Source organism: Variovorax sp. 05T418, assembly GCF_056396385.1.
Genome location: NZ_JBFTLJ010000001.1, coordinates 20,954 through 45,721, shown reverse-complemented (window position 1 = coordinate 45,721; position 24,768 = coordinate 20,954). Strand labels below are relative to the sequence as shown.

The window sequence follows — 24,768 nt, the reverse complement described above, 5'->3', positions numbered from 1 at the left end:
GAAACGATGGCAATGGCTTCTCTTTTATCCCTCGATCTTTTCCACCAGCGGCTTCGCTGGATGGCGGGCCGCGCCCAGCCGCTGCGGGTGTTGCTCACGCTCGGCAGCCTGATGGCCATCGGCAGCCTCGGAGGACATGCCGAAGCGATCACGCCGCTTTTCCTCGGTGCCATTGCAAGCGCACTGGCCGAGACCGACGACAGCGCCCGGGGCCGGCTGCGCGCGCAGGCCGTCACGCTGGGGTGCTTCGCGGCGGCGGCCTTCGCGGTGGTGTCGTGGATCGACCACCCCCTGCTCTTCGTCCCCGGGCTGGCGCTGGCCGCGTTCGCGCTGACGATGCTGGGCGCGATCGAGCCCCGCTACAAGGCCGTCGGCTTTGCGACGCTCGCGCTGGCGATCTACGCCATGCTGGGCATCGACGGCGGCGCGGCCGCGCCGGGCGGCACCGGCCGGTTCGGCGAGGCCCTGTGGCTGCTGGCGGGCGCCACCTGGTATGGCGTGTTCTCCGTGGCCTGGTGCACGCTCTTTCCGGCGCAGCCGGTGCAGGCGCAGCTGGCGGGGCTGTTCCGCGTGCTGGGCGACTACGTGTGCTTCAAGGCCTCGCTCTTCGAGCCGCTGCGTGGCATCGACATGGAGCGCAAGCGGCTGTCGCTCGCGCAGCTCAACACGCAGGTGGTGGCCGGGCTCAACGCGGCCAAGGAAGGCATCTTCCGGCGCATCGGCAGCACGCGCGCGCCCACGGGCCGCATCGTGCGCTACCGCGGCCTCTACCTGATTGCGCAGGACGTGCACGAGCGCGCGACCTCCTCGCATGACGACTACAACGCGCTGGCCGATGCCTTCTTCCACAGCGACCTGCTCTACCGCTGCCAGCGCGTGCTGACGCTGCAGGGCGAGGCCTGCCGGCGGCTCGCCGTGTCCGTCGAGCGGCGCGAACCCTTTGCCGCCGATCCCGCCACCGGCCACGCGCTCGCGGAGCTGCACAGCGCCATCGACCACGAGCGCGCGCAGCCATCGCGCGAACCGCGCCGGCAGGCACTGCTCGGGTCCGTCGAGGCCATGGCGTGGAACCTGGCGCAGCTCGAGCGGCAGCTCGCCGGCGCCACCGAGCCCTCGGCCCGCGCCGGGCGCGCCGACATGGGCCTGTTCGACCGCTCGCCGCGTTCAGCGCGCGAGATGGTGGAACGCGTGCGGCGCCAGTTCACGCCGCGCTCGGCGCTGTTCCGCCACGCGCTGCGGCTGGCGGTGGCGCTGGTGGCCGGCTACGGCGTGATGCTGCTGATCCATCCGGTGCGCGGCTACTGGATCCTGCTGACCACGCTGTTCGTCTGCCAGCAGGCCTGGGGCGACACGGTGTCGCGCGTCGGCCAGCGCGTCGCGGGCACGGCGATCGGCGTGGTGGCGGGCTGGGCCCTGCTGGTGCTTTTTCCGCAGCACTGGGCGCAGTCGCTGCTGGCGGTGGCCGCGGGCGTGTTCTTCTTCGCCACGCGCGCGACGCGCTACCTGCTGGCGACCGCCGCCGTCACGGTGCTGGTGCTGATGTGCTTCAACCAGGTGGGCGACAGCGACATGCTGATGCTGCCGCGGCTGATCGACACCGCCATCGGCAGCCTGATTGCCGCGCTCGCGATGCTGCTGGTGCTGCCGCACTGGCAGGCGCGGCGCTTCAGCGACCTGGCGGCGGCGGCGCTGCGCAACCATGCGCACTACCTGCGGCAGATCGCGGACCAGTACCGCTCGGGCGCACGCGACGACCTGGCCTACCGGCTCGCGCGGCGCAACGCCCACAACGCCGATGCGACGCTGTCCACCGCCGTGTTCGAGATGTTCCGCGAACCCGGCTTCGTGCGGCCGCGCGCAGGCACGGCGCTGCGCTTCCTGATCCAGTCGCATGCGCTGCTGAGCTACCTCTCGGCACTCGGCGCGCACCGCGTGGCACTGCCTGCACCGCAGCAGCTGGAAGCGCTGCGCGCGGAGGCCGAGGGTGCCGCGGCGGCGCTGGATGCACTGGCGTCGTACATGGAAGGCGGCCCACCGGAAGCCGGCGCCGAGCCCGCGGATCTTGGGCTGCCGCAAGCACTGCCCCAGGGAAGCGATGCCGGCGACCACGCCGCGCGGCTGTTCCGCACCGAGCTCGCGCTGGTCCGCCAGCAGATCGAGGCGCTGCGCGAACAGGCCGCCCAATGGCTGCAGCCGCAGCCCGAAGGCGCCGCCGGCAACTGAGCGGCCGAAGCGCTCAGCGCAGCTCGAACAGCGCGGCCGCGTTGCCCCAGGCGATGCGTTTCGCCACGTCGGGCGGCAGGTCGCCGAGCCAGGTGCGGTAGCCGCGCATGAGCTCGTCGTAGGCGCTCCAGCGCTGGTTCACCCAGGTGTCGGAGCCGATCATGAAGCGCTCCGGGTACTTGAGGATCAGCGCGCGCCACTCGGGGCACAGCCTGCCGCCTTCGCAGGCCAGGCCCGGCCGGTACGAGAGTTCGCCCATCAGCAGCGGATAGCGTTCCAGCAGCGCCTGCACCCGCTCGATGGGCGCGCCGCCGATGCCCGTGTGGGCCCAGATCAGCCGAAGGTCCCGGCCCTTCGACGGCGCGTTGGCCATCAACAGGTCGACCGCCACGTCGTCGACGTGTGCGAGCACCGCGAGCTTCTGCCGCTCCGCCAGCGCGACCAGCTTCTTGGCCACCGGGCCGTTGGCATTGGCGCTGTCGTACAGGTGGAACTCGCCGATCCCGCGGTAGGGCCCGCTCGCGGTGCCGCGCGCCAGCTCGGCCTGCACCATCTCGTGGATGCTCTCGTCGCGGAACCAGTTGCTGTAGTCCTCGCGGTTGCGGTACAGCCGCACGAAGGGCACCACGGCCACGCCCGCGGCGCGGGTCTCGCGCGCCGCGGCCAGCGTTTGCGTGCCGGCGTTGGGCCTCGAATTGGCAATGATCGCCGTCACGTTGTTGCGCTGCATGCGCGCGAGCGCCTCGGCGGGCGGGTAGGGCCCGGTGTTGCCGTCCCAGGCTTCCTGGTTGTAGTGCAGGTGCGTGTCGAACAGCGGACCGGCATAGGGCGGCGAAGTCTGCGCAGGCTGGGCGCGAGGCGCCGCGGCAAGGCAGGTGGCCAGCACAAGGGCCGTGGCGGACGCGATGGCTTTCATGGGCTTCGTGAAGGATGGGGGCTCGCCTATTCTGACGCCTTGGCCGGGACCGGCCATCACTTCGCGAACCGCCTCCGATACTCCACGAGGCTCACGCCAAGGCGCCGGCCGAAGGCGCGCCTGAAGCCGTCCACGTTGGCATAGCCCACTTCGCCCGCCAGGCGCTTGGCCGGCAGCTGCGACTCCTCGGCCAGGCGGCGGGCGGCATCGATGCGGGCGTTCTCGACGAACTCGGCCGGCGTGGTGCCGGTCTCGCTTCGAAAAATCCGCGCAAAGCTGCGCTCGCTCATGCCGGCCCGCGCGGCCAGCGCGGGCACGGAGAGGTCGTCCTTCAGGTGCGAAAGCACATGGTCCTGGACCTGCCGCATGCTCGATCGCTCGGAAGTCTGGGCCGCCAGGTGGGCGCTGAACTGGCTCTGGCCGCCCGGGCGCTTGAGGAACATCACCAGCTCGCGCGCGACGCGCAGCGCGAGTTCGCGGCCGTGGTCCTCCTCCACCATGGCGAGCGCCAGGTCCATGCCCGCGGTCACCCCGGCCGAGGTGAAGAGCTTGCCGTCCTTCACATAGATCGCGTCCGGTTCGACACATGCCAGCGGGTAGGCCGTGGCCAGGCGCGCGGTGGAGTTCCAGTGAGTCGCCACGCGCTTGCCGTCCAGCAGCCCGGCGGACGCGAGCACGAAGGCGCCGCTGCATACGGAGCCATAGCGGCGCACCGTGCGCGATTGGCGCCTGAGCCAGTTGTGCAGCACCGCATCGCCGACCACGTCATCCATGCCGGGGCTGCCGGCCACGAGCAAGGTGTCGATCGGCCCGCGATGCGTGCCCACCGTGGCATCGACCGCCAACCGCACCCCGCTGCTGCTCTTGAGCAACCCTGTCTCGGTGCCGATCACCTGCACCTGGTAGGCGCGCGGCAGCCCGAGCTGGCGGGCCGCCTCGGCGAACACGTCGGCGGGGCCGGCGACGTCGAGCAGCTGGACACGGGGAAAAGCAAGGATCGCGACACGCATGGCGGTGAAGGCTCGGTGATTGGCAGAAAACGTCGTGCCGCGGCGCCCACGGCCCGAGCAGTTTGGCAGAAACTGTCCGTACCCGCAAATTCAGCCAACGAGGCCATCATGCAGAACGAGTCATTGAATCCGCCCTTTCCGGTGTTCCACGCCGCAAGCGAAGCTTCGCTGCGCAACCTGCCCGTCAACCTGTTCGGCTCTGTCATGGGGCTTTCGGGGCTGGCCTTGGCCTGGCGGCTGGCACATGGCAGCCTGGGCGCGCCGGCCGTCATCGGCGAGGCCATCGGCGCCTTTGCGCTCGGCGTCTTCGTGCTGCTGGCGCTGGGCTATGCGATGAAGCTGGCCAGGCATCCGCAGGCCGTGCGCGGAGAGTTCAATCACCCGGTGACCGGCAACTTCTTCGGCACCATCGTCATCTCGATGCTGCTGCTGTCGGCCGTGATCGCGCCCTACAGTGCGTCCGCCGCGCACGCGCTGTGGACCCTGGGCGCGATCGCGACCTTCGTGCTCGGCTTCGTGGTGGTCTCGCGCCTGCTCAGAGGGCAACTGGATGCATCGCATGCGGTGCCGGCCTGGCTGATCCCTGGCGTCGCCACGCTGGACATCGCAGTGACCGCCGGGCACGAGCCGTCCATGGCCTGGGCCGCAGAGCTGAACCTGCTGGCAATGGCCGTGGGCGCGGTGCTCGCACTGGTGCTGCTCGTGCTCATCGTCGGCCGGCTGGTGCACCAGCCGCCGCTCGCGCCGGCAATGACGCCCTCGCTGATGATCCTCGTGGGGCCCTTCGCGGTCGGGTTCCTCGCCTACACGAACATCACGGGCAGCATCGACCGCTTTGCCGCGCTGCTCTTCTACTTCGCGCTCTTCATGTTCGCGGTGCTTGCGCCGAAGGTGTTCCGGCCCAGCATCAATTTCTCCGCGGGATGGTGGGCGATCGGCTTCCCGATGGCCGCACTGGCCAACGCGGCGCTGAAGTACGCGCAACTGCGGGCGACCGCGCCGCTGTGGACCATCGCGGTCCTGCTGCTCGGGATGCTGACCGTGGCACTGGCGGTGCTCACGGTGCGCACCCTGCGCATCGCGTTCAACGGAAAGCTGTTCACCTGAGCCAGGGCTTCCGGGCGCACACCGGCCACGAAAGCAGCAATGCCCGCTAATCCAGCGGCTCGAACCCCGGCGCCTGCTCCATCTCTGAAGGCTTGTAGATCTTGTGCTGCGCCGCAGTGCCGATGGCATCGGCAACCACCAGCAGCCGCCAGAGCGGCTCGCGCGCCGAGCTTGCGCGTTCTTCGTCCGTGAGCCGGAAACTGGGCACTCCGGTGGACGTGCCCTTCACCACCACCCTGAGAAGCTTGGCGCCCTTCGCGTTCGACACTTCGAGGTCGTAGCCGAGCTTCTGGCCAGTGACGTCCTCGGCGTTGTAGCCGTAGCCCTTGAAGTGGCGCATCACGTAGTCCATGGCGGCGGCCTGGACCTCTTCCCGCGAGGCCGACCGCTCGGCAGCCGCAGCGCCCGCATCGGCGGCCGCAGCGACCGGCACGCTGCCCCGCGCCTTGGCCGCCTGTATCTCCGCTTCGCCAGGCACCCAGCCGCGCGGACCTCGCACCAGGATCGCGAGCTGCTGGTCGGAATCCCAGCTTGCAACATGCCATTCGGCGTCGTCGCGCACGCGCGTGGAGACCTTCGCGCTCTTGTTGCTCTCGAGCTCGGCAATGGCGACGCGGTTGGTCTGCAGCACGGCACGGAAGCCCTGGCCCGCATCGACGGTGCGCTTGAGCAGCGCACGGCGGTCCTTGGCGCGCTGGATCTGCTGGGGGCTGCGCACGCCGCCGCCGACGCGGTGCTGCGTGTCGAGCGACTCGAGGCAGAACCAGTGTCCGCCGGCGCCGATGTTCACGAATTCGGCCCAGATGGTGGCAATGACGTTGTCGCCCGTTGCAAGCCAGGCGTGGTCGAACGGCTTTTCCCGCGCATCGAAGACGCCCATCTTCGCAACGATCTCGACCGGCGTAAGCCGCGGTCCGGAAAGCCGCATCTCATCGATGACGGCGAGCACTTTGGGGTCGACTTCCTTGTCCATTCAGCGGGGTCTCTGGCGAGTTGGGGGGTGGGAGTATGCCGCATCGGCGGAGGCCCGGCTTTCGTGCCGGCCAATGCCGCGACGCTAGCTTCTCGCCGGCTTCTTCTTCACGCCCTTGCGTACCGGCCGTTGCCGCAGGCCTGAACTCGAGCCCCGCAACGGCCGGGCCGGGGCCACGTCGTGCTGGCTCGCCCGCAACTTGAAATCGCAGGTCTTCACGGCCAGTTCGACGATGCGTGCCAGCGCAGGACTGGAATTGTCGCTCCGATAGACCGCGCTGTAGACCAGCGGTGGCGGCATCGGGTCGCTCTTGACGATGCGCAGCAGGCCGCTCTTGATGTCCGGGCGCACGTAGTCGAGCGCTTGCTGGCTGATGCCGAAGCCGCTGATCGTCAGCTCGCGCAGGACGGTCGTGCTGTTCGTCAGCATGACCTTGCCGAAGCGGAACCCGTGCTCCGCGCGCCAGGCCTCGTAGAACTTGTTCTTCGAGGCGCCCGCGGGCTGCTCGATCACCGGATAGTCGGCAAACTCGTGCGGCGCCAGGGCTCGTTGCGGAATGCCGAGCCGCGGGCTCGCGATCCAGGCCTGGTCCACCTGCCCGACCTTGATCGATTCGAACGCCTGGCCCCAGAAAGTGCCCGGCATGATGGACAGGTCGAGCTTGTTGGCCTCGAGGCGCTCGAAGAGCGTCAGCCCCGCGTCCACCACCGGCTCCAGCGTCACCTGGGGGTGCAGCTTCTGAAGCAGCTGGATCAGCCGCGTGAGCCACGTCATGGCAATCAGTTCCGTCACGCCCACGCGGAAAGTGCCGCGCAGCGTCTTGTCCACGCTGATGTCGTGCTGGATGCGCTGCCACAGGCGATGGGCTTCCTCGGCCAGCGGCAGCAATTCGCGCCCGGCCTGGGCCAGTTCCAGCCCATGGGAGGTGCGGTGCAGCAGCGTCCCGCCCAGCGACTCCTCGAGTTCGGCCAGGCGCTTGGAGATGGCCGACTGCGTGGTGTGCAGCTTCACCGCCGCCGCGCTGAAGCTCTGGAGCTTGGTGCTGAAGAGAAAGGCCTCCAGCTGCTTAAAGGTGAAGTTCATTCCAATGGAATGTAAGCCCGATGCTCCGCAGGAAAAAAAGGAATACCCGGATCCTCCGATTTCTCGTTTGTCCCGCAGCGCATGGCCTTTGATACTGCGCCCATGCTTCATATCGCTCCCCGGCTCCATCGCATCAAACCCTCTCCCAGCTCCATGGCCGGCCAACGTGCGCGCGAACTGCGCGCCTTGGGCCGGGACATCCTGAGCCTGACCGCCGGCGAGCCCGACTTCGAGACGCCCGAGCACATCAAGGAGGCGGCAATCCGCGCCATGGCCGCCGGCCAGACCCGGTACACCGACGTCGGCGGCACGCCGGCGCTGAAGGAGGCCATTGCCGCCAAGCTCCGGAACGAAAACGGCCTGGATTACGCGCCGGGCGAAATCATCGTCGGCACCGGCGCCAAGCAGGTGATCTTCAATGCCCTCATGTGCACGGTGGCCGCGGGCGACGAGGTCATCGTGCCCGCCCCCTATTGGGTGTCTTACCCGGACATCGCCCTGCTGGCCGGCGGCGTGCCGGTGTTCGTCGACTGCCCGGCCGCCAACCGGTTCAAGCTCCAGCCCGCGGACCTCGAGCGCGCCATCACCGCCAAGACACGCTGGCTGATGCTCAACTCGCCGAACAATCCGAGCGGCGCCACCTACACGCGCGCCGAGCTCCAGGCGCTGGCCGAGGTGCTGAGGCGCCACCCCCAGGTCTGGATACTCACCGACGACATCTACGAGCATCTCATCTATGGCGACGTCGAGTTCGCCACCATGGCCCAGGCGGCGCCCGACCTCAAGGACCGCACCCTGACGGTCAACGGCGTCTCCAAGGCCTATGCGATGACCGGCTGGCGCATCGGCTACGGCGCGGGTCCTTCGGAGCTGATCAAGGCGATGGTCAAGCTCCAGTCGCAAAGCACCTCCGGCCCCAACTCGATCGCCCAGGCCGCGGCCATCGCGGCGCTCGCGGGCCCGCAGGACATCGTTGCCGCGAACCGGCGCGAATACCAGCAGCGCCGCGACACGGTGGTTGCAGCGCTCAACGCCATCGACGGCATTCATTGCCAGGTGCCCGATGGCGCCTTCTACGTCTTTGCTTCATGCAGCGCGCTGTTCGGCCTTTGCACGCCCAAGGGAGTGAAGATCGGCAGCAGCGACGACTGGATCATGCATTTGCTCGATGCGCAGGATCTGGCCGCGTTGCAAGGCAGCGCCTACGGCGTGCCGACGCACTTCCGGCTCTCTTTTGCCGCCAGCACCGAACAGCTGCTGGAGGGTTGCCGCCGCATTGCGCTGGCTCGCAACGAACTCGTCGTCGTCTGAATGAACCAGGAACAGCCATGAACGTCCGATCGCTTCCTCCCAAACTCCTCCTGCCGTGGCTCGTCGCCGGCACCGCCTGGCTGTGCGCCGCCCATGCGTTCGCGGCCGATCCCTTTCCGTCGAAGCCGGTGAAGATCCTGGTCGGCTTCTCGCCCGGCGGCTCCAACGACGTCGTGGCACGCCTGATCGCACCGAAGCTGGCCGAGGGGCTCGGCGCGCAAGTGCTGGTCGACAACCGGCCCGGCGCCGGCGGCAACATCGCGGTCTCGGCCATGCTCACGGCGCCTGCGGACGGACACACCCTGCTGATGTGCACCACCGGAACCCTGTCGATCCAGCCGCACGTTCTGAAAAGCATGCCCTTCGACCCCGAGAAGGACATCGTGCCGGTCACGCAGGTCACCAACGCGCCCTACATGCTGATGGTCAACTCGACGCTGCCGGTGACCAGCGTCAAGGAGCTCGTCGCCTACGCCAGGCAGAAGCCGGGCGAACTCAACTTCGCTTCTTCCGGAACCGCAACGGGCGGCCACCTGGCGGGCGAGATGCTGAAAACGCGCGCGGGCATCGACATCGTTCACGTGGCCTACAAGGGAACCGGCCAGGCGATGACGGACCTGCTGGCGGGTCAGGTCTCGATGATCTTCGACCAGCCCGTGAGCTCGATGCAGTACGCGCGTTCGGGCAAGCTGCGCGCGCTGGCGGTGGCCAGTTCGCGCCGGCTGGCGGCGTTCCCCGATATTCCGACCGTGACGGAAGCCGGCATTCCCGACTTCGAACCCGTGACCTGGGCGGGCATCTGTGCGGCCAAAAATACGCCGCCCGCCGTCGTCGAGCGCATCCAGCGCGAAGTCGCCAAGGTGCTCGCGATGCCCGAGATCGCCAAGCGGCTCGCCGCCGACGGCCTGGAACCCGTGGGCAGCACGCCCGAGCAGTTCCGTGCGTTCCTGGCCGCCGACAAGCGCAAGTGGGGCCGCGTGGTGAAGGACGCCGACGTCAAGGCCGAATGAGAACAGCGACATGAAGAGCCCCTCCCCCGATATCGTGCGCGACTTCCCTCGCATTTCCCCCGACCTGGTCGCGCAGGCCTCGGCGTTCCAGCCCGCCATCCTGGCCGACGTCGCAGGCCGCCGCGGCGCCCTGCACGGCCGCATCGCGGCCCTGCGCCACCGCATGAAGCTGGCCGGCAGCGCGCTCACGGTCGAAGTGCGGCCGGGCGACAACCTGATGATCCACGCCGCCATTGCGCTGGCCAGGCCGGGCGACGTGCTGGTGATCGACGGCAAGGGCGACCAGACCGCTGCCCTCATGGGCACCATCATGATGAACGCCTGCCGGCAGGTCGGCATCGCCGGCGTGGTGGTCGACGGCGCGGTGCGCGACAGCCTGGAGATCGACGAGATGGACTTTCCCGTCTTTTCGGTCGGGACCAATCCCAACGGCCCGACCAAGCTGGCTTCAGGCCGGATCGGGCACTCCGTGTCTGTCGGCGGCGTGACCGTTCGCTCCGGCGACCTCGTGGTTGGCGATGCCGACGGCGTGGTCGTCATCGAACGCGAAAGAGTGGAAGCGCTTCTCGAGGCCGCAGGCAGGAAGGTCGAGGACGAGGCCGTGCGGATCGAGGCAATCAAGAAGGGCAACACAGCCGCCAAGTGGCTGGACTCCGCGCTGCGCAGCGCAGGTGTACTTAGAGAGAACGAGACGCTCTAGCAAAGCGCAGGGGAACGTTCGGCAGCCGATGCCACGACCCGCATCGCCCTTGAACCCGGCAGCGAATGGTCTTCAACCTCCCTGTCGAGTGCCGCATCGATCGGCATTGCCCAAGCGCGAGCCACAGCATGCGCCGTCGGAAGCATCGATTTTGATGACGGAAATTCATGAGAACTACTGTCACCATGGGAAGACGCTCTCTACGAGGAAGCGCTTGCAGTTGCGGACCCCGGCATGGACAAATCGGACCTCTTTAGGGAAGCGATCAAGACCTTCGTGAGGGTGCAAGCGGCCAAGCGACTTGCAGCCCTCGGGCGGCGTGCGCCCAAGATGCCCGTCTATTTCCAGCACCTGCCGCAGATGCAGCAGGCGAACTGGCGAGAGGTGCTCGTCCTGATCGAGAAGGAACGCCTCTTTGGATGGGGGTACGGGCTCGTCAACCTGACTCTGCTGGCATCCACGCTCATGACTCCAGGGGCCGAGTTGTGGACCTTGGACAGACGCCTGGGCGACTTGGCACAGCGATTTGCAGCGGCCCACCGCCCGGTCGAACGTTGAGCCTGCGCTCGCGCGTGCCGCCTTTTACCATCCGCATCGAGATGCGCCGAACGTTGGCACAGCCGCGTGCCGGCAGAGCCTCGCCGCTGCCGACAAGCCGCGCTCAGTATCTAGCATGACCGAGCCAACCATGGTGCGCCCTGCTGCGTTCGACCCGCAATCATTGAGACACGACGGCGATCCCCTTGAAATGGCCCGCCTGCGCCTTCTTCTCCGGCCGGGGATAGCGCTGCGGCGCGAAGCGGTGCAGCAGCTCCGCCTCGCGTTCGGTGGCAAGCGCAAGGTTGGCCATCTTCACATGGCCGAAGCCGCGGACCGAGAGCGGCAGCGCCGCGATCTGCGCGGCGAGCTGCTGGTTCGCCGGTGAAAGCTCGGCGACCAGTTCATCGAGCAGATGGTCAAACTGGACGATCATCGCGCGCTCCGTCCGGCGCTCCTGCGTGTAGCCGAACAGGTCGAACTTCGTGCCGCGCAGCCGCTTGCCGTGGGCCAGCCACTTCATCGCCGGCAGCATCCACGCGCCCAGGCGGATCTTGACGGGCCGCTGACCGTGCCCGGCGCGCGAAAGCAGCGGCGGGGCCATGTGGAACTCGAGCTGGAGGTCGCCTTCGAACTGGTCCTTGAGCTTCCGCAGGAATGCGTCGTCGGTGTAGAGGCGTGCGACCTCGTACTCGTCCTTGTAGCTCATGAGCTTCAGGAGGCTGCGCGCCGCGTTGCGCGTGAAGGGCAGCCGCGCATCGCCGCCCGGCAGCGCGGATTCAGCCGCCTGCAGCGTGCGCACGCGCTTTTCGAAGCGCTGCGCCCATGCGGCGTTCTGGTAGCCGGTGAGATGCTGGCACCCATCGGCGAGCAGCGCGTCCAGCGGGCGCTCGTCGGCTTGCTGCGCTTGCAGGGGCGCCGCCCGCAACTGATCGAGCGCGGCGGGGTCGCCCGCCGCGAGCCGGCCCAGCGAGAACGCCGACTGGTTGGCCGCCACGGCCACGCCGTTGAGTTCGATCGCGTGCATCAGCGCCTCCAGGCTCAGCGGCACCAAGCCGCGCTGCCACGCATAGCCGGTCGCGACGATGTTCGCGGCCAGCGTGTCGCCGAGGAACTCCTCGGCCAGGCTCTGCGCGTCGAAGGTTTCGACCTGTGCCTCGCCCGCGACGAAGCGCATCTTCTCGAGCAGCAGGTCCACGTGCAGCTCGGCATCGGGGTTGCGCAGCGACTCGGCCACCGGAATCTCGTGGATGTTCGCGAGCACACGCGTGCGCCCGTGCCGCACGGTCTGCAGCGCGTCGGCCGAGGCACCCACCACCACGTCGCACGCCAGGATGGCGTCGGCCTGCTGCGTGTCGATGCGCACCTGGTTCAGCCGCTCGGGTGCATCGGCCAGCCGCACGAAGCTCAGCACCGAGCCGCCCTTCTGCGCGAAACCCATGAAGTCGAGCACGCTGGCCGACTTGCCCTCCAGGTGCGCGGCCATCGCGATGACCGCGCCCACCGTCACCACGCCAGTGCCGCCCACGCCGGTCACGAGCAGGTCGTAGGGGCCGGTCCATGCGTGCGGCGCGGGGTGCGCGAGCGCGCCCACGCGGTGCAGGAAGGCATCGCGCCCGACCGCCAGCGCCCCGCTCTTGCGCCGCAGCTTGCCGCCGGCGACGCCCACGAAGCTCGGGCAGAAGCCCTTGGCGCAGGAATAGTCCTTGTTGCAGCTGGTCTGGTCGATCTTGCGCTTGCGGCCCATCGGGGTTTCGTGCGGGAGCACGGCCACGCAGTTGCTCTGCACGGTGCAGTCGCCGCAGCCTTCACACACGGCCTCGTTGATGTAGAGGCGCTTGGGCGGGTCGGCCAGCTCGCCCTTCTTGCGACGGCGGCGCTTCTCAGCGGCGCAGGTCTGTTCGTAGATCAGCACGGTCACGCCGGTCATTTCGCGCAGGCGGCGCTGCACCTCGTCGAGCGCTGCGCGGTCATGGAATTCGGTGCCGTGCGGAAAGCGGTTCTTGATGGCGCCGTACTTGCCGATGGCATCGCTCACGACCACCACCTTGGTGACGCCTTCCGACTCCACCTGCCGCGCGATCGCATCCACGCTGATGACCCCGTCGACCGGCTGGCCGCCGGTCATCGCGACCGCGTCGTTGAACAGGATCTTGTAGGTGAGCGTCGCCTTGGCCGCGACGGCCTGGCGGATCGCCAGGTAGCCCGAGTGGTAGTAGGTGCCGTCGCCGAGGTTCTGGAACACATGTTGCGTCTTCGTGAACATCGCGTGCGAGATCCAGTCGACGCCCTCGCCGCCCATCTGGATGAGGCCGGCTGTGCTGCGGTCCATCCAGTTGGCCATGAAGTGGCAGCCGATGCCCGCGCGCGCCGTCGATCCTTCGGGCACCTTGGTGCTGGTGTTGTGCGGGCAGCCGGCGCAGAAGTACGGCAGGCGTTTGACCGCATCGCTCGCATTGCCCAGCAGCTCGGGCGGCGTGAAGTCGCGCACATGCTGCAGATGGTCGCCCAGGTCGCGGTTGTCGGGAAAGTGCGCGGCCAGCCAGTGCGCGACCAGCTCGATGAGGCGCGAGGGGCGCAGCTCGCCGAGCGCGGACACCAGCGGCTGGCCTTCGCGGTCGTGCTTGCCCACGAGCACCGGGCGCGCGTCGGCGGGGGCGTTGTAGAAGATGTCGCGCAGCTGCGTCTCGACCACCGCCCCCTTCTCTTCCACGACGAGGATCTCGTCGAGCCCGCGCGCGAAGTCCTTCAGGCGCGTCTGCTCGACCGGAAAACTCAGCCCCACCTTGTAGAGCCGCACGCCGGCGCGCGCGAGCTGCGCGGGCGAGAGTTCCAGGCGCCGCAGCACCTCCATCAGGTCGTGGTGCGCCTTGCCGCAGGTGACGATGCCCACCCTGGCGTGCGGGCTCACGATGACGTGGCGGTCGATGCTGTTGCGCCGCGCGAACGCGGCCACGGCCGCGAGCTTGTCCTCCAGCCGCGACTCGATGCGCAGCGACGGCAGGTCGGGCCAGCGGTAGTGCAGGCCGTCCGCCGGCGGGCGGTGGCCGGTGGCGGCGCGCACGGCATCGGCGTCTTCCCAGGCGGACACGCGCGCGTTCACCGCACCGAGATCCACCGTGCCGGCGCTCTCGACGATCTCGGACAACGCCGCCATGCCGACCCACGCGCCCGAATAGCGTGACAGCTCGTAGCCATACAGGCCGAACTCCAGGTACTCGGCCACGCTCGCGGGCTGCATCACCGGCATGCGCCATGCCATGAAGGCATGGTCGCTCTGGTGCGGCATCGACGACGACACGCAGCCGTGGTCGTCGCCCGCCACCACCAGTACGCCGCCGTGCGGCGACGAGCCGTAGGCATTGCCGTGCTTGAGCGCGTCGCCCGCGCGGTCCACGCCCGGCCCCTTGCCGTACCACATCGCATAGACGCCGTCGACCGTGCGCTCGGGGTCGGACTCCACACGCTGCGTGCCGAGCACCTGCGTGGCCGCGAGCTCCTCGTTCACCGCGGGCACGAAGCGGATGCCGGCCTCCTTGAAGCGGTCGCCGGCCTTCCAAATGGCCTGGTCGACCATGCCCAGCGGTGAGCCGCGGTAGCCGCTGACGAAGCCCTGCGTGTGCAGGCCGCGCGCCGCGTCGCGCTGTTTCTGCATCGCCAGGATGCGGATCAGCGCCTGCGTGCCGGTGATGAAGACGGCGCCGGCATCGGCCCAGAGGTTGTCGGAAAGCTGGTAGCCGGGCCGCTGGAGTGAGGTCGTCTTGTGGGGGGCGTTCATGCCCGGAATTGTTCTGCCGCACCCCGAGTAAGTGTTTCTTCAATACACTCGCGCAGACCCTTGTTTGAAGAAGAATCCTCTCGGGAACCGCGATGAACGTTGATCCTGTTTCTCTTGACGAGCATTGCCTCAAGATCCTTTCTGCGCTGCAGCATGACGGGCGGCAAACCGTGCAGCAGATTTCCGAGGCCGTCGGGCTCTCGCCCACGCCCTGCTGGAAGCGCATCAAGGAGATGGAGGCCGCCGGCGTGATCCGCGGCTACACCACGCGTGTCGACCCCGAATTGGTGGGCCTGCACGTCTCGGCCGTGGCCGAGGTGAACCTCGACCGCCACAGCGAGGCGATGGTGCAGCGCTTCGAGGAGGTGGTGGCCGCGAGCCCGCAGATCATCCGATGCGTGTCGGCCACCGGGCCCGCGGACTACATCCTCCACGTGACCGTGCCGGACATGAAGCATTACGAGCGCTTTCTGCACGAGGTGCTCTTCAGCCTGCCGGGCGTGACGCACGTGCGCTCGAGCATCGTGCTGCGCGAGATCAAGTCGGAGGTAGCGCTGCCGCTGGGCCACCTGCTCGGCGCGAAGGCGGGACCGGGGGCTTCGCGGCGCTAGGCGGCGTGCTCGGCCGGCAAGCGCAACGCCGTTGCGCATCGGCTCATCACGGGCTTTGGCAGCGGAGCATCTGAACTCGCGCCTGCACAAGACCGCCAGTCGCCCACCCGGCCCGCGCATTCCTACGGTGTCGACGCCCAAGCTGCAGGGCCCCTGACGCTCGCCCTCCTCTCCTCAGAAGGCCGGCGCATGGACCGGAACATCCCAGAAAAGCGCACGACCCGGACATGCAGGCGGCGAACGCGCTGCTTGCACAGGCGCTGTCGGCCTGCGCAACTAGCACATTGCGCAGTGGCGACAACCGTTCGATTCTTCAACGATGCATGGGCCCGCCTTCCGCCGAGGAGCCTTCCATGCGCACGCTGTTGATCGACAACTACGACTCGTTCACCTACAACCTCTACCAGTACCTGGCGGCCTGCAACGGCGAGGCCCCGATCGTGCTGCGCAACAACGAGATGCACTGGGACGAGGTCGAGCGCATGCACTTCGACAACATCGTGATCTCGCCGGGCCCCGGACGTCCGCAGCGGCGCGCCGACCTCGGCATCTCGGCGGACGCACTGCAGCGTTCGCGCAAACCCGTGCTCGGTGTGTGCCTGGGCCACCAGGCCATCGCCCACCATTGCGGCGCCCGTGTCGACCTGGCGGTGCGCCCGATGCACGGACGCCTGGACCGCATCTCGCACGCGCAGCGCGATCTCTTCGCCGGCATCCCGGACCGCTTCGAGGCGGTGCGCTACCACTCGCTCGCAGTCACGCAGCTGCCCTCATCCCTGGAGCCGCTCGCCTGGACGTCCGACGGCACATTGATGGGACTGCGTCACGTCTCCCTGCCCTGGTGGGGGGTGCAGTTCCATCCGGAGTCGATCTGCACCGAATTCGGCGCACGGCTGCTGCGCAACTTCAGGGACCTGACGCTGGAGTGGCTCGCACAGACGCCCCGGCGCGAGGCACGGGATCGCTTCGGACCCGCGCTGCGTTTCGAAGGCCCGCAGGCGTTGTCGCTGCACGCGGAGTGCATCGACACCGCAGCCGATGCCGAGGCCGTGTTCATGCGCACGTTCGCACAGCGCGACTGCGTTTTCTGGCTGGACAGCAGCCTCGCCGAGCCCGGGCGGGCGCGCTTTTCCTTCATGGGCGACGCGAGCGGCCCGCGTGCCCAGGTGCTGAACTACCGCACCGCCCCGCGCGAACTGATGGTGCGCCGGGGCGACGTCGTCCAGGTGCGCGACGAGAGCATCTTCGACTACCTGCGCGACCACCTGCCGGGCCAGCCGCCTGCGGGTCCCCCGCTCCCCTTCGACTTCGCGTGCGGCTTCGTGGGCTACTTCGGCTATGAGCTCAAGCGGGAGCTGGACGGCACGCATGCCCACGACGCAGACACCCCGGACGCGATGTGGATCCTCGCCGATCGCTTCCTCGCCTTCGATCACGCCGAGCAACAGGTCTGGATCGTCTGCTTGGATGAGGCCGTGCCGTCCAATGAGAATCGCCGCTGGATGCAGACCATGCGCGCGCGGCTGGCAGGCGCACCGGCGACCGCGCCGGACGACAGCGCGGCCGCGGCCCGCGATCTGCAACCATTGGCCTGGCGGATCGACCTCGCGATCTACCGGGAGCTGATCCTGCGCTGCCAGCACGAGATCCTGCAGGGCGAGACCTACGAGGTCTGCCTCACGAACCAACTGGTCGGCGAAGGGCGCGTCCATCCGCTGGAGATCTACCGGATCCTGCGCAGGCACAACCCTGCCCCCTATGCGGCCTACCTGCGCATCGGCGGCTATGCCGTGCTGTGCGCCTCGCCCGAACTCTTCCTGCACATCTCCAGCGCCGGCGATGTGGAATCGAAGCCCATCAAGGGCACCGCGGCGCGCGGCGCGACGCCGGCCGAGGACCAGGCGATCGCGGACGCCATGGTCGCCGACGAGAAGACCCGCGCGGAGAACCTGATGATCGTCGACTTGCTGCGCAACGACCTCAACCGGGTCTGCGAGATCGACAGCGTTCACGTGCCGAGCCTGTTCGCGGTCGAGACCTATGCCACCGTGCACCAGCTGGTCAGCACGATCCGGGGGCGGCTGCGCGCGGACCTCGGAGCGGTCGACTGCATCCGCGCCGCGTTCCCCGGCGGCTCCATGACGGGTGCGCCGAAGGTGCGCACGATGAAGATCTTGGACGAACTCGAGGCGGCGGCCCGCGGCATCTACTCGGGCAGCATCGGCTACCTATCGCTCAACGGCGCAGCGCAGCTCAACATCGTGATCCGCACCCTGGTGTCGGCCAACGGCCGCGTCTCCATCGGCGCCGGAGGCGCCATCGTCGCCATGTCCGATCCGGACGCCGAGGTCGAGGAGATCGTTCTGAAGGCGCAGGCGCTGTGGGACGTCCTCAGGCGTTGCGGCGCACCGCTCGGTCCGCGGCCGGGGATGGCGCCGGATGCCAGTGCCGCGGGCGATCCCGGTGTTCCGGGGCCCCTCGAGCCGCCGTCCGCGCCCGAGATTCCGCAAAGCCCTTCTACGCGGTCACCACCTGCGTCCGGCAATGGCTAGCGCAGCGGCCAACCGCCGCGGAATCCTGCTCATGCTGGTGGCCATGGGCTGCTACGTGCTCAACGATGTCTTCGTGAAGCTGACAGCGCAGAGCCTCCCGCCCTGCCAGGTCCTGGCCGTGCGCGGCGCCTTCGCCACCCTCTTTGTCCTGGCCCTCGCCCGCGGGACGCGCGCTGGCTGGCGCACGGCATTGCGGCCGATCGTCGGCGTGCGATGCGGGCTCGAGATCACGACCGCCCTCAGCTCCGTCGTCGCCCTGTCGCTCGCGCCGCTCGCCACGGTCAGCACGCTCATGATGACCGCGCCGCTGATGATTGCCGCCACTGCAATGGCGCTGCGATGGGAGCCTTGGCACGGAGGCCGGCTGCTCGCCACCGTGGCGGGATTCGCCGGCGTCCTGCTGGTGATCCAGCCGTCTGCGCGGTCCGAGGTCCCTGCGGCCGGCCTCGCCTGCGCATTGCTATGTGCCGCTTCGCTGGCCGCGCGCGACCTGGTGACGCGGCGCATTCCCGCCACGGTCCCGTCGTCGGTCATCGCCGTGGCGACCACGCTCGCCGTATGTCTGGCAGGCCTGCTGCTGGGGCTCGTGGAACGCTGGGCGCCGCTCACGCGCCACGAGCTCGGCATGCTCGCGGCAGCGGCGGGTTGTGCGGCACTGGGCAACTACGCGCTCATCGTGGCCTGCCGCGGCGTCGATCTCTCGGTCGTCACGCCCTTTCGCTACAGCCTGATCCTCTGGGCGTTGCTGTTGGGATACGCGATCTGGGGCGACATGCCGCGCCTCGAAGCCGCCGCCGGCGTGGTCCTGATTGTCGCGGCCGGTGCCTTCACCATCCGGGCGGCGCGCCGTCCGTGAGTGAACCGCCTCGGCTCTCGCCTGCGGCGCGACGGCCCCGACAACCGATCTGCCCCACGACAGCAGTCTGCGAGGGCGACCGCCCCAAAAAAACGAAGGCCGCCAACCGCCGGCCCTATCAACTCTGACAGTGTCCCCGGTGTGTGTCATCAGGCTGTAATGCGGCCTCATTCAACGAGGTGACCTCATGGAGATCATTGCGGGAACGATCGATACTTTCTCGGCGGACGTGCTGTTCGACATGGCACGCTACCGGCACGAGATTTTCGTCGAGAAACTGGGCTGGAAGCTCCATACGCGCGGCCGGCTGGAACTCGACGAATTCGACCGGAAGGACACTGTCTATCTGATCGCACGCAATCCGGACGGCGAGATCATCGGCACGAGCCGCCTGTTGCCCACGCACCGGCCCTATCTTCTGGCCAGCCTCTTCCCGCAGCTGCTCGGCGACACGCCGGCCCCGTGCTCGCCCGATATCTGGGAACTGTCGCGATTCGCCGCCGGCGACGGCACGCGGCTCGGGATCGGCGGGGATCCGCATGGATGGTCGCTCGCGCTGGACATGCTGAGCGCCGCGATGCGGACTGTCGCCAAGGAGGGCGGACGACGGCTCATCAGCGCCTCGCCCCTGGGCATCGAGCGCATCCTGCGCCGCACGGGCCTGTCCGCGCACCGCGCGGCACCACCAGTGCGGGTCGACGGCCAGCTTCTGTTCGCCTGCCTCATCGACGTGGACAAAAGCTGGTGTCCGCGCCAGGCCCGCCATGCCGACGGGCTCGGCCGAGTCGCCCGCCGACCTGCGGGCGAAGGGGCCGCTGCCACCCGTTCAGTTCAGGAGTCCGAGACGTGAAGCCGACGCCGCCGCCGAGCTCTTGGTGGCGGCACCCAATCTCGCCATTGCGTTCCTCAGATGGAAATCGACCGTGGGCTTCGAGATGCAGAGGATGGCCGCGATTTCGTCGCTCGTCTTGCCGTCGCCCGTCCAGCGCAGCACCTCCACCTGCCGCTTCGTCAGCGGTTCGATCCCCGCGAGCGGGCCGCCCAGGAGCCGGCAGAACGCGCGGTGGGCCTTATTCACCAGCCCCTGGAACAGGAGGTCCTTGGCGCGCATCTCCGCAGCCGTCAGCGGTTCGCTCGAGCGGGCAAGCGACAGCATCCCGACCCGTGCGTCGGGCTCGAAGACCGATTGCGCCCAGCCGACGCGCAGGCCGAAGGAGCGCGCTTCGTCCCACATCTGCGGCGCGTCCCGGAAGACTTCGTTGCTCCAGATCACGGGCGTCCCGCTGTGCACGCCGTGGGCGACCGTGGGATCCACCTGGAGATATCCGGCACTGATGTAGCGGCGGCTCCATCGCTCATCGTAGGTGCTGAACATCAAAGTCTTCGGCCGGGTGAAGGGCACGAGGGTGCGCAGCCCGTAGGCGCAGTGCTCGAAACCGAGCTGCCTGGCTGCCACGCTGACCTGCGCGAGCACCTGGGATGGCTCGCTGGCCTCGTCCAACCGACCGAGAACGTCTTGGGTCCACTCGTTCATAGGTGCACTTCCTGCGTCGTCGGCGCCCCCACCTTATTCGCGGACGCGGTCGACATTGCCGCGGCGCAGCCCGGCAGGCGGCCAAGCCGCCTGCACCGACCCGTGCTGCGCCTGCCCGCGGCGTGCGCGTGGCGGTCGTTCAGCGCGTGATGGAGGCACGGGGGCGACAGTCTAGGAGCGCCTCGCGGGGCCCGGAGGCAAAATTCACCACCATTTCTGCCAATTTCGCGAGCCTGCCGTCGCGCACTGGCGCGGTGCGGCCCAGGGTCGGGAGATTGCGGATCGATCCCCCTACGTTGGCTTCTCACGATGCACAAGGTCTGGCTCCTGCTGCTTCCCGGCTTCCTTCTTCTCGACGTCATCCGCATGCTCGAGGTCTTCAAAGCCGCCAATGCCTCCTTGCGCCGGACGCGCAACAACAAGCTCGCCGGCTACGATGTTCGGCTGGCCTCCGCCGCAGGCGGCCAAACCCTGAGTTCAAGCGGTGTGGCACTGTCGACGGGTGCCTTGCCGCACCGGCTGGCCGGGCGGGCGAGCACGCTCTTCATCACCGGCGAACCTGTTCCGGGCGCGGTCGGGGCGACAGGCGTGCAGCGCCTGCGCGAATGGCTCTCCAGGAACCGGCGGCGTCTGAGCCGCTGCGCCGTGCTGGGCGCCGAGGCATTGCTGCCGCCTGTGCCGGAGGCCCGCGTCGTGCGGCGACAGGGGCGCACCGCACCGCCGGCGCTGCGCTGTGGCGGGCAGGGACCGGACCTGTTCGCGGCCGGCATGAGAACGCGCAGCTGGCGCGTGATCGACCCGGGCCAGGGCGCCGATCTGGCGCTGTCCTGGATCGAGGAGGACCGGGGCGCCGCGTTCGTGGAGACGCTTGCGTTGCGCATGCCCGGACCACGCGGCCGTCGCTGCGGCATGTCACGCCGTCGCCGCTTGCCGCTCGAGGCGCCCGCGCCCGACGCGCGCATCGGCGTGCTGCACCAGTGGATCGCGGCACATCTGCAGGAGAAGCTCAGCGTCGCCCGATTGGCACAGGAGGTTCACATGTCCACGCGCTCCTTCGCGCGTTTCTACGAACGCGCGACGGGTCTCTCGCCCGGGCGTGGCGTTCAGCAGATCCGCCTCGGCGCCGCCCGTCGCCTGCTCGAGACGAGCACACGCCCCCTCAAAGCCATCGCCGCGCAGTGCGGCTACGGATCCCAGGAGGTGATGCGAAGAGCCTTCGTTCGCGACCTGCAGATGACGCCGCGCGAATACCGGCGCCGCCACGCGGCGATGAAAGCTGCCGGCGCGGCCTAGCAGGACCCTGTCCCATCACCGGGTGTCGAGCCGCGCTGGCCAGCGCCGGCGTTGCTATTCCTCCGTGGCCCAGCACACCAGCCGCAGCTCCGCCAGCGGCAGCAGGGCGCGCGTGCCGTCGCCGAAGCGGACCTCGCCAACGTTGCCGTCCTTCGCCTTGATGCGCAAGGACCCGCGCCGTCCACCATGCTCGACCACCAGCACCGTGCGGCCGCCGCTGATGACCCTCGGAATCCCGTTTCCGGGCGGCGCCGCCGCCGAGCCGCCGGCGGGCCCGAGCGATTGCGGGCGACTCCTGGTCCGGCCACGTCCGTTCGGGCCGCCCCGCGCGATCAGTTCCTGGAGTTCCTGCGGGCGCTCTCGCGCGACGGCCACCAACTGGTAGAGCACCCGCACATCCGCGCCGAGCCGCCCTTCCTCCACCGCTTCGCGCAACTGCGGGGGTGCCTCGTTGAGCCGCGCGGCCTCGGTGATGAAGGAACGCGGCTTGCCCAGCCGGCGCGCGATCTCGGCGCGCGAATGGCCTTCTCCTTCCCGCTCCGCGATGAAGACGGCCAGATCGAATGGCGACATGTCCTCGCGGTGCAGGTTCTCCGCTGCCTGCGCGAAGGGATCGACCCGCGCGTCCACGAACGCCGGAACGCAGGACAGGCCGGCCCGGCGCGCCGCGCGCACCCTGCGCTCGCCGCGGTTGACGATGTACCGGTCCGCGTGCTCGGGATGGCAGCGCAGGGACACCGGCTCCAGCACGCCATGCTCGCGGATCGATTCGGCGAGTTCCTCGATGCGTTCGCCCCGCATGCGGCGGCGCGGCTGGTCGGGGTCGAAGTCGATGCGTTCGAGCGCCACCTGCGTCGGTGCGCCCGGGCCCGCAGGGGCGGCTTCGCCCGTGAGCAGATCGGCCGCCCTGAACTGCGACAACGCACTCAGGTCCAGGCCGTCGGGCGCCTTCATGCCTGCGTATCCGCCGGCATCGGCGCGTCCGAGCCCTCGATGCGTTGCTGCAGCAACTCGAACACCCGCATCACCTCGAGGCTCGCCTCGCGTGCCGCGCTCTTGGGCAGCCGCCACACGGGCACTCCCGCGGCCAGCGCCTCGGGAATGGCCGAACGGGTCGAGATCCGCGCCGGTATCACGAACTCCCGGAAGTTCAAGGCCAGGTCCTGCATCGCGGCTTTCTGCCGCAGCGAATGCGGATTGAACCGGTTCAGCACGATGGCCGCCATCCGCAGTTGCGGGTTGTAGCGCCGCCTGACCCCGAAGACGGTCCGGAGCATGTCGGCGACGCCGTCGATGCTGTACTCCTCCAGCTCGATCGGACACGCCACCGCATGGCCGGCAATCAGCGCCGCGCTCATGCGCAAGCCCAGCGCCGGGGGCGTGTCGATCACGACCGCGTCGAAATCCTGCGCCAGGCGCCTCACATTCCCGCGGAACAAAGGAATCACGAGGTCCGCCCTCGCGAGTTCGACGTCGGCCAGCCTTCTGCTGCCCGCCGCCAGCGCAATGGTCCGCTCACGCGGCGGGGCGATCGGACCCAGATCCGGACCGAACAGTTCCACCGCTTCGGCGATTGCCGAGGACTGATTCAGTGATTTCGAGCTGTTCGCCTGCGCGTCCAGATCGATCACGCACACCGACCGGCGTCGCACATCGGCCAGCCAGCATGCGTACAGCACCGCCAGCGTGGACTTGCCGACGCCGCCCTTCTGGTTGCCGAAGATGACCACGTTGCCCATGACTTGCTCCTCAGGCTTCGGCGCGGGACGCGCGTCCATCACACCCGAGCGGCGCACCTTCGGGGGCAGCCGCTGCAACTTGCAACAGCGGCTCGTCCCCCCCACAGCGGCGGAGCCGCCTCACTGGCCCACGAGCAAACCGCCCTGCCGCGTCGCCCACGAAATATCGCCGCCTCGCGCTTTGCGACACCACTGTCAAAAACAATAGTCGACACACGCACGGGCAGAGGCGGACATTGCGCTCCATGCAAGCAAACGACACTCAACGCTGGCATGCGACCGATGAAGGCCGACGCTCAGCCTGGCTTTCCATGCTCATGTTCGCCGGCTTGATGGCACACGCGTGCCCCTTGTGGGCACAAGCGCGGTCCAGCGCATCGCAGGGCCTCGGACCACAGCCGCAGGCGGCGCGCGACAACGACCGCATCGAGATCCTTCGCGAGGAGCTCAGGAAGTCGGAAGCGCAATTGGAAGGTCTCTTGCGCCGCAAGGCCGAGCGGCTCGCAGCATCCGACCTGAAGGCAGCGACCGAGGCCGAGGAACAGCGCGACCGCACGCTCGGCGACATCGCGGCCCTCCGGCGGGAGATCGCTTCGGCCACTCATGCCGCTGCCCAGGCTACGGCGGTCAGGCCCATGGCCGTTCAGGCCGCCAAGCACCCTTCCGCCGCTGGCAAGCGCGTGGTGCCGGCACCGTGGTGGGACGTCTACGGCAGCGGCCGGCGCATTGAATCGCCTGCTTCACTTTCTCTTGCGTCTCCACCTGTGCAAGCGCCCGCGGAATCAGCCCCCAAGCCCAACGGAGTAACGCCATGACCGCATGCTCGATCCACATCCGGCCCGCAACGGCAGCCGGCATCCATGTCAGATGGATCGGATGGCTGCTCATCGCCTGGCTCATCGCCGCCGCCCCCACCGAGGTCGCCTGGGCGGGGAGCCCGTTCGCGACCGGTGCGAACGCGACCCAGCAGCAACTCGTCGCCATCCTGACGCCGCTGGCCGCCGTCGCCGTGATGGTCTCCGGCGCCATGGCCTGGTTCGGGCGTCTGAGCTGGTGGTGGATGGTCGCGGTCGTGATCGGCACCGTGCTGGTCTTCGGCGGCCCGCAGATCGTGTCCTGGATCCGGGGCCTGTTCGGGGTCTGAAGGGAGCGGTCCATGAGTCGCAATCAGGGCATTGCCGCGAACCCCCTGTTCGTCGGCATGACGCGGCCCTCGATGGTCTGGGGCGTCACCTACTCGGCCATGATGTTCAACATCGTCGTCACGACCGAGTCGTTCATCGTGACCAAGAGCCTCGCGTGGCTGCTGGCCTTCGTACCGATCCACGGCGTGCTCTACCTGGTCTGCCTGTACGAGCCGCGCTTCTTCGATCTGCTGCAGCTCTGGGGCCGCACGCGCCTGCCGGCCATGCTCGGCGGCAATCTGCGGTTCTGGCGTGCGAACTCGTACAGTCCCCTGGCGCTGGACATGCCTGACTGGCGAGGGCATCGCCGCATGCGCACGCCGCCCGTGACCTTGGTCTGACGCCGTTCCC

Annotated in this window: 21 protein-coding genes and 1 pseudogene; 14 read left to right on the top strand and 8 right to left on the bottom strand. The window is 68.7% G+C overall.

Annotation, left to right across the window (positions count from 1 at the left end; genetic code table 11):
* The first annotated feature begins 60 nt into the window (after positions 1-60).
* Positions 61-2,223: a YccS family putative transporter gene (gene yccS, locus AC1DMS_RS00210; protein WP_015865844.1), complete on the top strand. Its 2,163-nt coding sequence runs from the start codon at positions 61-63 to the stop codon at positions 2,221-2,223.
* A gap of 13 nt (positions 2,224-2,236) precedes the next feature.
* Here yccS and AC1DMS_RS00205 read toward each other — a convergent pair whose 3' ends face one another.
* Together AC1DMS_RS00205 and AC1DMS_RS00200 are read right to left on the bottom strand one after the other, a co-directional pair.
* On the bottom strand, positions 2,237-3,139 hold the full coding sequence (locus AC1DMS_RS00205) for an amidohydrolase family protein (RefSeq protein ID WP_478079807.1): 903 nt from the start codon (positions 3,137-3,139) through the stop codon (positions 2,237-2,239).
* Between the two features lie 56 nt (positions 3,140-3,195).
* Entirely contained in the window at positions 3,196-4,149 is a 954-nt protein-coding gene (locus tag AC1DMS_RS00200) for a GlxA family transcriptional regulator (RefSeq protein WP_015865846.1), read from the bottom strand.
* Positions 4,150-4,257: 108 nt separating this feature from the next.
* Here AC1DMS_RS00200 and AC1DMS_RS00195 point away from each other — a divergent pair, with 108 nt between their 5' ends.
* On the top strand, positions 4,258-5,256 hold the full coding sequence (locus AC1DMS_RS00195) for an SLAC1 anion channel family protein (RefSeq protein ID WP_015865847.1): 999 nt from the start codon (positions 4,258-4,260) through the stop codon (positions 5,254-5,256).
* A 46-nt stretch (positions 5,257-5,302) separates the two neighbouring features.
* Here the strand turns inward: AC1DMS_RS00195 and AC1DMS_RS00190 are convergent, their stop codons facing one another.
* Positions 5,303-6,229, bottom strand: coding sequence for a protein NO VEIN domain-containing protein (locus AC1DMS_RS00190; RefSeq protein WP_015865848.1), 927 nt, complete (start codon positions 6,227-6,229; stop codon positions 5,303-5,305).
* An 84-nt stretch (positions 6,230-6,313) separates the two neighbouring features.
* Positions 6,314-7,312 (bottom strand): LysR family transcriptional regulator, encoded by a 999-nt coding sequence (locus tag AC1DMS_RS00185; protein ID WP_015865849.1) that lies wholly within the window; start codon positions 7,310-7,312, stop codon positions 6,314-6,316.
* A 102-nt stretch (positions 7,313-7,414) separates the two neighbouring features.
* Here AC1DMS_RS00185 and AC1DMS_RS00180 point away from each other — a divergent pair, with 102 nt between their 5' ends.
* From AC1DMS_RS00180 to AC1DMS_RS00165, 4 genes and pseudogenes are all read left to right on the top strand, one after another.
* Positions 7,415-8,623: a pyridoxal phosphate-dependent aminotransferase gene (locus AC1DMS_RS00180; protein WP_015865850.1), complete on the top strand. Its 1,209-nt coding sequence runs from the start codon at positions 7,415-7,417 to the stop codon at positions 8,621-8,623.
* Between the two features lie 17 nt (positions 8,624-8,640).
* On the top strand, positions 8,641-9,633 hold the full coding sequence (locus AC1DMS_RS00175) for a tripartite tricarboxylate transporter substrate binding protein (protein ID WP_015865851.1): 993 nt from the start codon (positions 8,641-8,643) through the stop codon (positions 9,631-9,633).
* 10 nt (positions 9,634-9,643) lie between these two features.
* A complete protein-coding gene (locus AC1DMS_RS00170; protein WP_015865852.1) occupies positions 9,644-10,333 on the top strand; it encodes an RraA family protein in 690 nt (229 codons plus the stop codon).
* Between the two features lie 167 nt (positions 10,334-10,500).
* Positions 10,501-10,666: pseudogene (locus AC1DMS_RS00165) on the top strand (type II toxin-antitoxin system VapB family antitoxin); the annotation flags it as partial.
* A 385-nt stretch (positions 10,667-11,051) separates the two neighbouring features.
* Here AC1DMS_RS00165 and AC1DMS_RS00160 read toward each other — a convergent pair.
* A complete protein-coding gene (locus AC1DMS_RS00160) occupies positions 11,052-14,648 on the bottom strand; it encodes an indolepyruvate ferredoxin oxidoreductase family protein (RefSeq protein ID WP_015865854.1) in 3,597 nt (1,198 codons plus the stop codon).
* 92 nt (positions 14,649-14,740) lie between these two features.
* On the opposite strand from AC1DMS_RS00160, the gene AC1DMS_RS00155 reads away from it, so the two are divergent.
* The 4 genes from AC1DMS_RS00155 (at position 14,741) to AC1DMS_RS00140 (ending at position 19,517) form a co-directional block, all read left to right on the top strand.
* Complete coding sequence (locus AC1DMS_RS00155) at positions 14,741-15,259, top strand: Lrp/AsnC family transcriptional regulator (RefSeq protein ID WP_015865855.1); 519 nt, start codon at positions 14,741-14,743, stop codon at positions 15,257-15,259.
* A gap of 353 nt (positions 15,260-15,612) precedes the next feature.
* The gene (gene pabB / locus AC1DMS_RS00150; RefSeq protein WP_478083536.1) at positions 15,613-17,811 is read left to right on the top strand and encodes an aminodeoxychorismate synthase component I; all 2,199 of its coding nucleotides are present in this window, start codon (positions 15,613-15,615) and stop codon (positions 17,809-17,811) included.
* Complete coding sequence (locus AC1DMS_RS00145; protein WP_478079810.1) at positions 17,804-18,667, top strand: DMT family transporter; 864 nt, start codon at positions 17,804-17,806, stop codon at positions 18,665-18,667. Before pabB ends, AC1DMS_RS00145 begins: the two co-directional genes overlap by 8 nt.
* 187 nt (positions 18,668-18,854) lie before the next feature.
* Positions 18,855-19,517 (top strand): acyl-homoserine-lactone synthase, encoded by a 663-nt coding sequence (locus AC1DMS_RS00140; RefSeq protein WP_478079811.1) that lies wholly within the window; start codon positions 18,855-18,857, stop codon positions 19,515-19,517.
* Here AC1DMS_RS00140 and AC1DMS_RS00135 read toward each other — a convergent pair.
* Positions 19,494-20,201 (bottom strand): autoinducer binding domain-containing protein, encoded by a 708-nt coding sequence (locus tag AC1DMS_RS00135; protein WP_478079812.1) that lies wholly within the window; start codon positions 20,199-20,201, stop codon positions 19,494-19,496. The genes AC1DMS_RS00140 and AC1DMS_RS00135 overlap by 24 nt on opposite strands.
* A gap of 309 nt (positions 20,202-20,510) precedes the next feature.
* Here AC1DMS_RS00135 and AC1DMS_RS00130 point away from each other — a divergent pair, with 309 nt between their 5' ends.
* On the top strand, positions 20,511-21,494 hold the full coding sequence (locus AC1DMS_RS00130; protein ID WP_015865860.1) for a helix-turn-helix domain-containing protein: 984 nt from the start codon (positions 20,511-20,513) through the stop codon (positions 21,492-21,494).
* A gap of 54 nt (positions 21,495-21,548) precedes the next feature.
* Here AC1DMS_RS00130 and AC1DMS_RS00125 read toward each other — a convergent pair whose 3' ends face one another.
* Both AC1DMS_RS00125 and AC1DMS_RS00120 read right to left on the bottom strand, forming a co-directional pair.
* The gene (locus AC1DMS_RS00125) at positions 21,549-22,448 is read right to left on the bottom strand and encodes a ParB/RepB/Spo0J family partition protein (RefSeq protein WP_015865861.1); all 900 of its coding nucleotides are present in this window, start codon (positions 22,446-22,448) and stop codon (positions 21,549-21,551) included.
* Positions 22,445-23,233, bottom strand: coding sequence for a ParA family protein (locus tag AC1DMS_RS00120; RefSeq protein WP_015865862.1), 789 nt, complete (start codon positions 23,231-23,233; stop codon positions 22,445-22,447). Before AC1DMS_RS00120 ends, AC1DMS_RS00125 begins: the two co-directional genes overlap by 4 nt.
* A 245-nt stretch (positions 23,234-23,478) precedes the next feature.
* Between AC1DMS_RS00120 and AC1DMS_RS00115 the strand changes: the two genes are divergently transcribed.
* Genes AC1DMS_RS00115 through AC1DMS_RS00105 form a run of 3 tightly spaced genes read left to right on the top strand, consistent with a single transcriptional unit; the run spans position 23,479 to position 24,758 of the window.
* Positions 23,479-24,048 (top strand): hypothetical protein, encoded by a 570-nt coding sequence (locus tag AC1DMS_RS00115; RefSeq protein WP_478079949.1) that lies wholly within the window; start codon positions 23,479-23,481, stop codon positions 24,046-24,048.
* Positions 24,045-24,377, top strand: a complete 333-nt coding sequence (locus tag AC1DMS_RS00110; RefSeq protein ID WP_015865864.1) for a TrbC/VirB2 family protein — start codon at positions 24,045-24,047, stop codon at positions 24,375-24,377. The genes AC1DMS_RS00115 and AC1DMS_RS00110 overlap by 4 nt, the downstream gene beginning before the upstream one ends.
* A gap of 12 nt (positions 24,378-24,389) precedes the next feature.
* A complete protein-coding gene (locus AC1DMS_RS00105) occupies positions 24,390-24,758 on the top strand; it encodes a VirB3 family type IV secretion system protein (RefSeq protein WP_015865865.1) in 369 nt (122 codons plus the stop codon).
* Positions 24,759-24,768 lie beyond the last annotated feature (10 nt).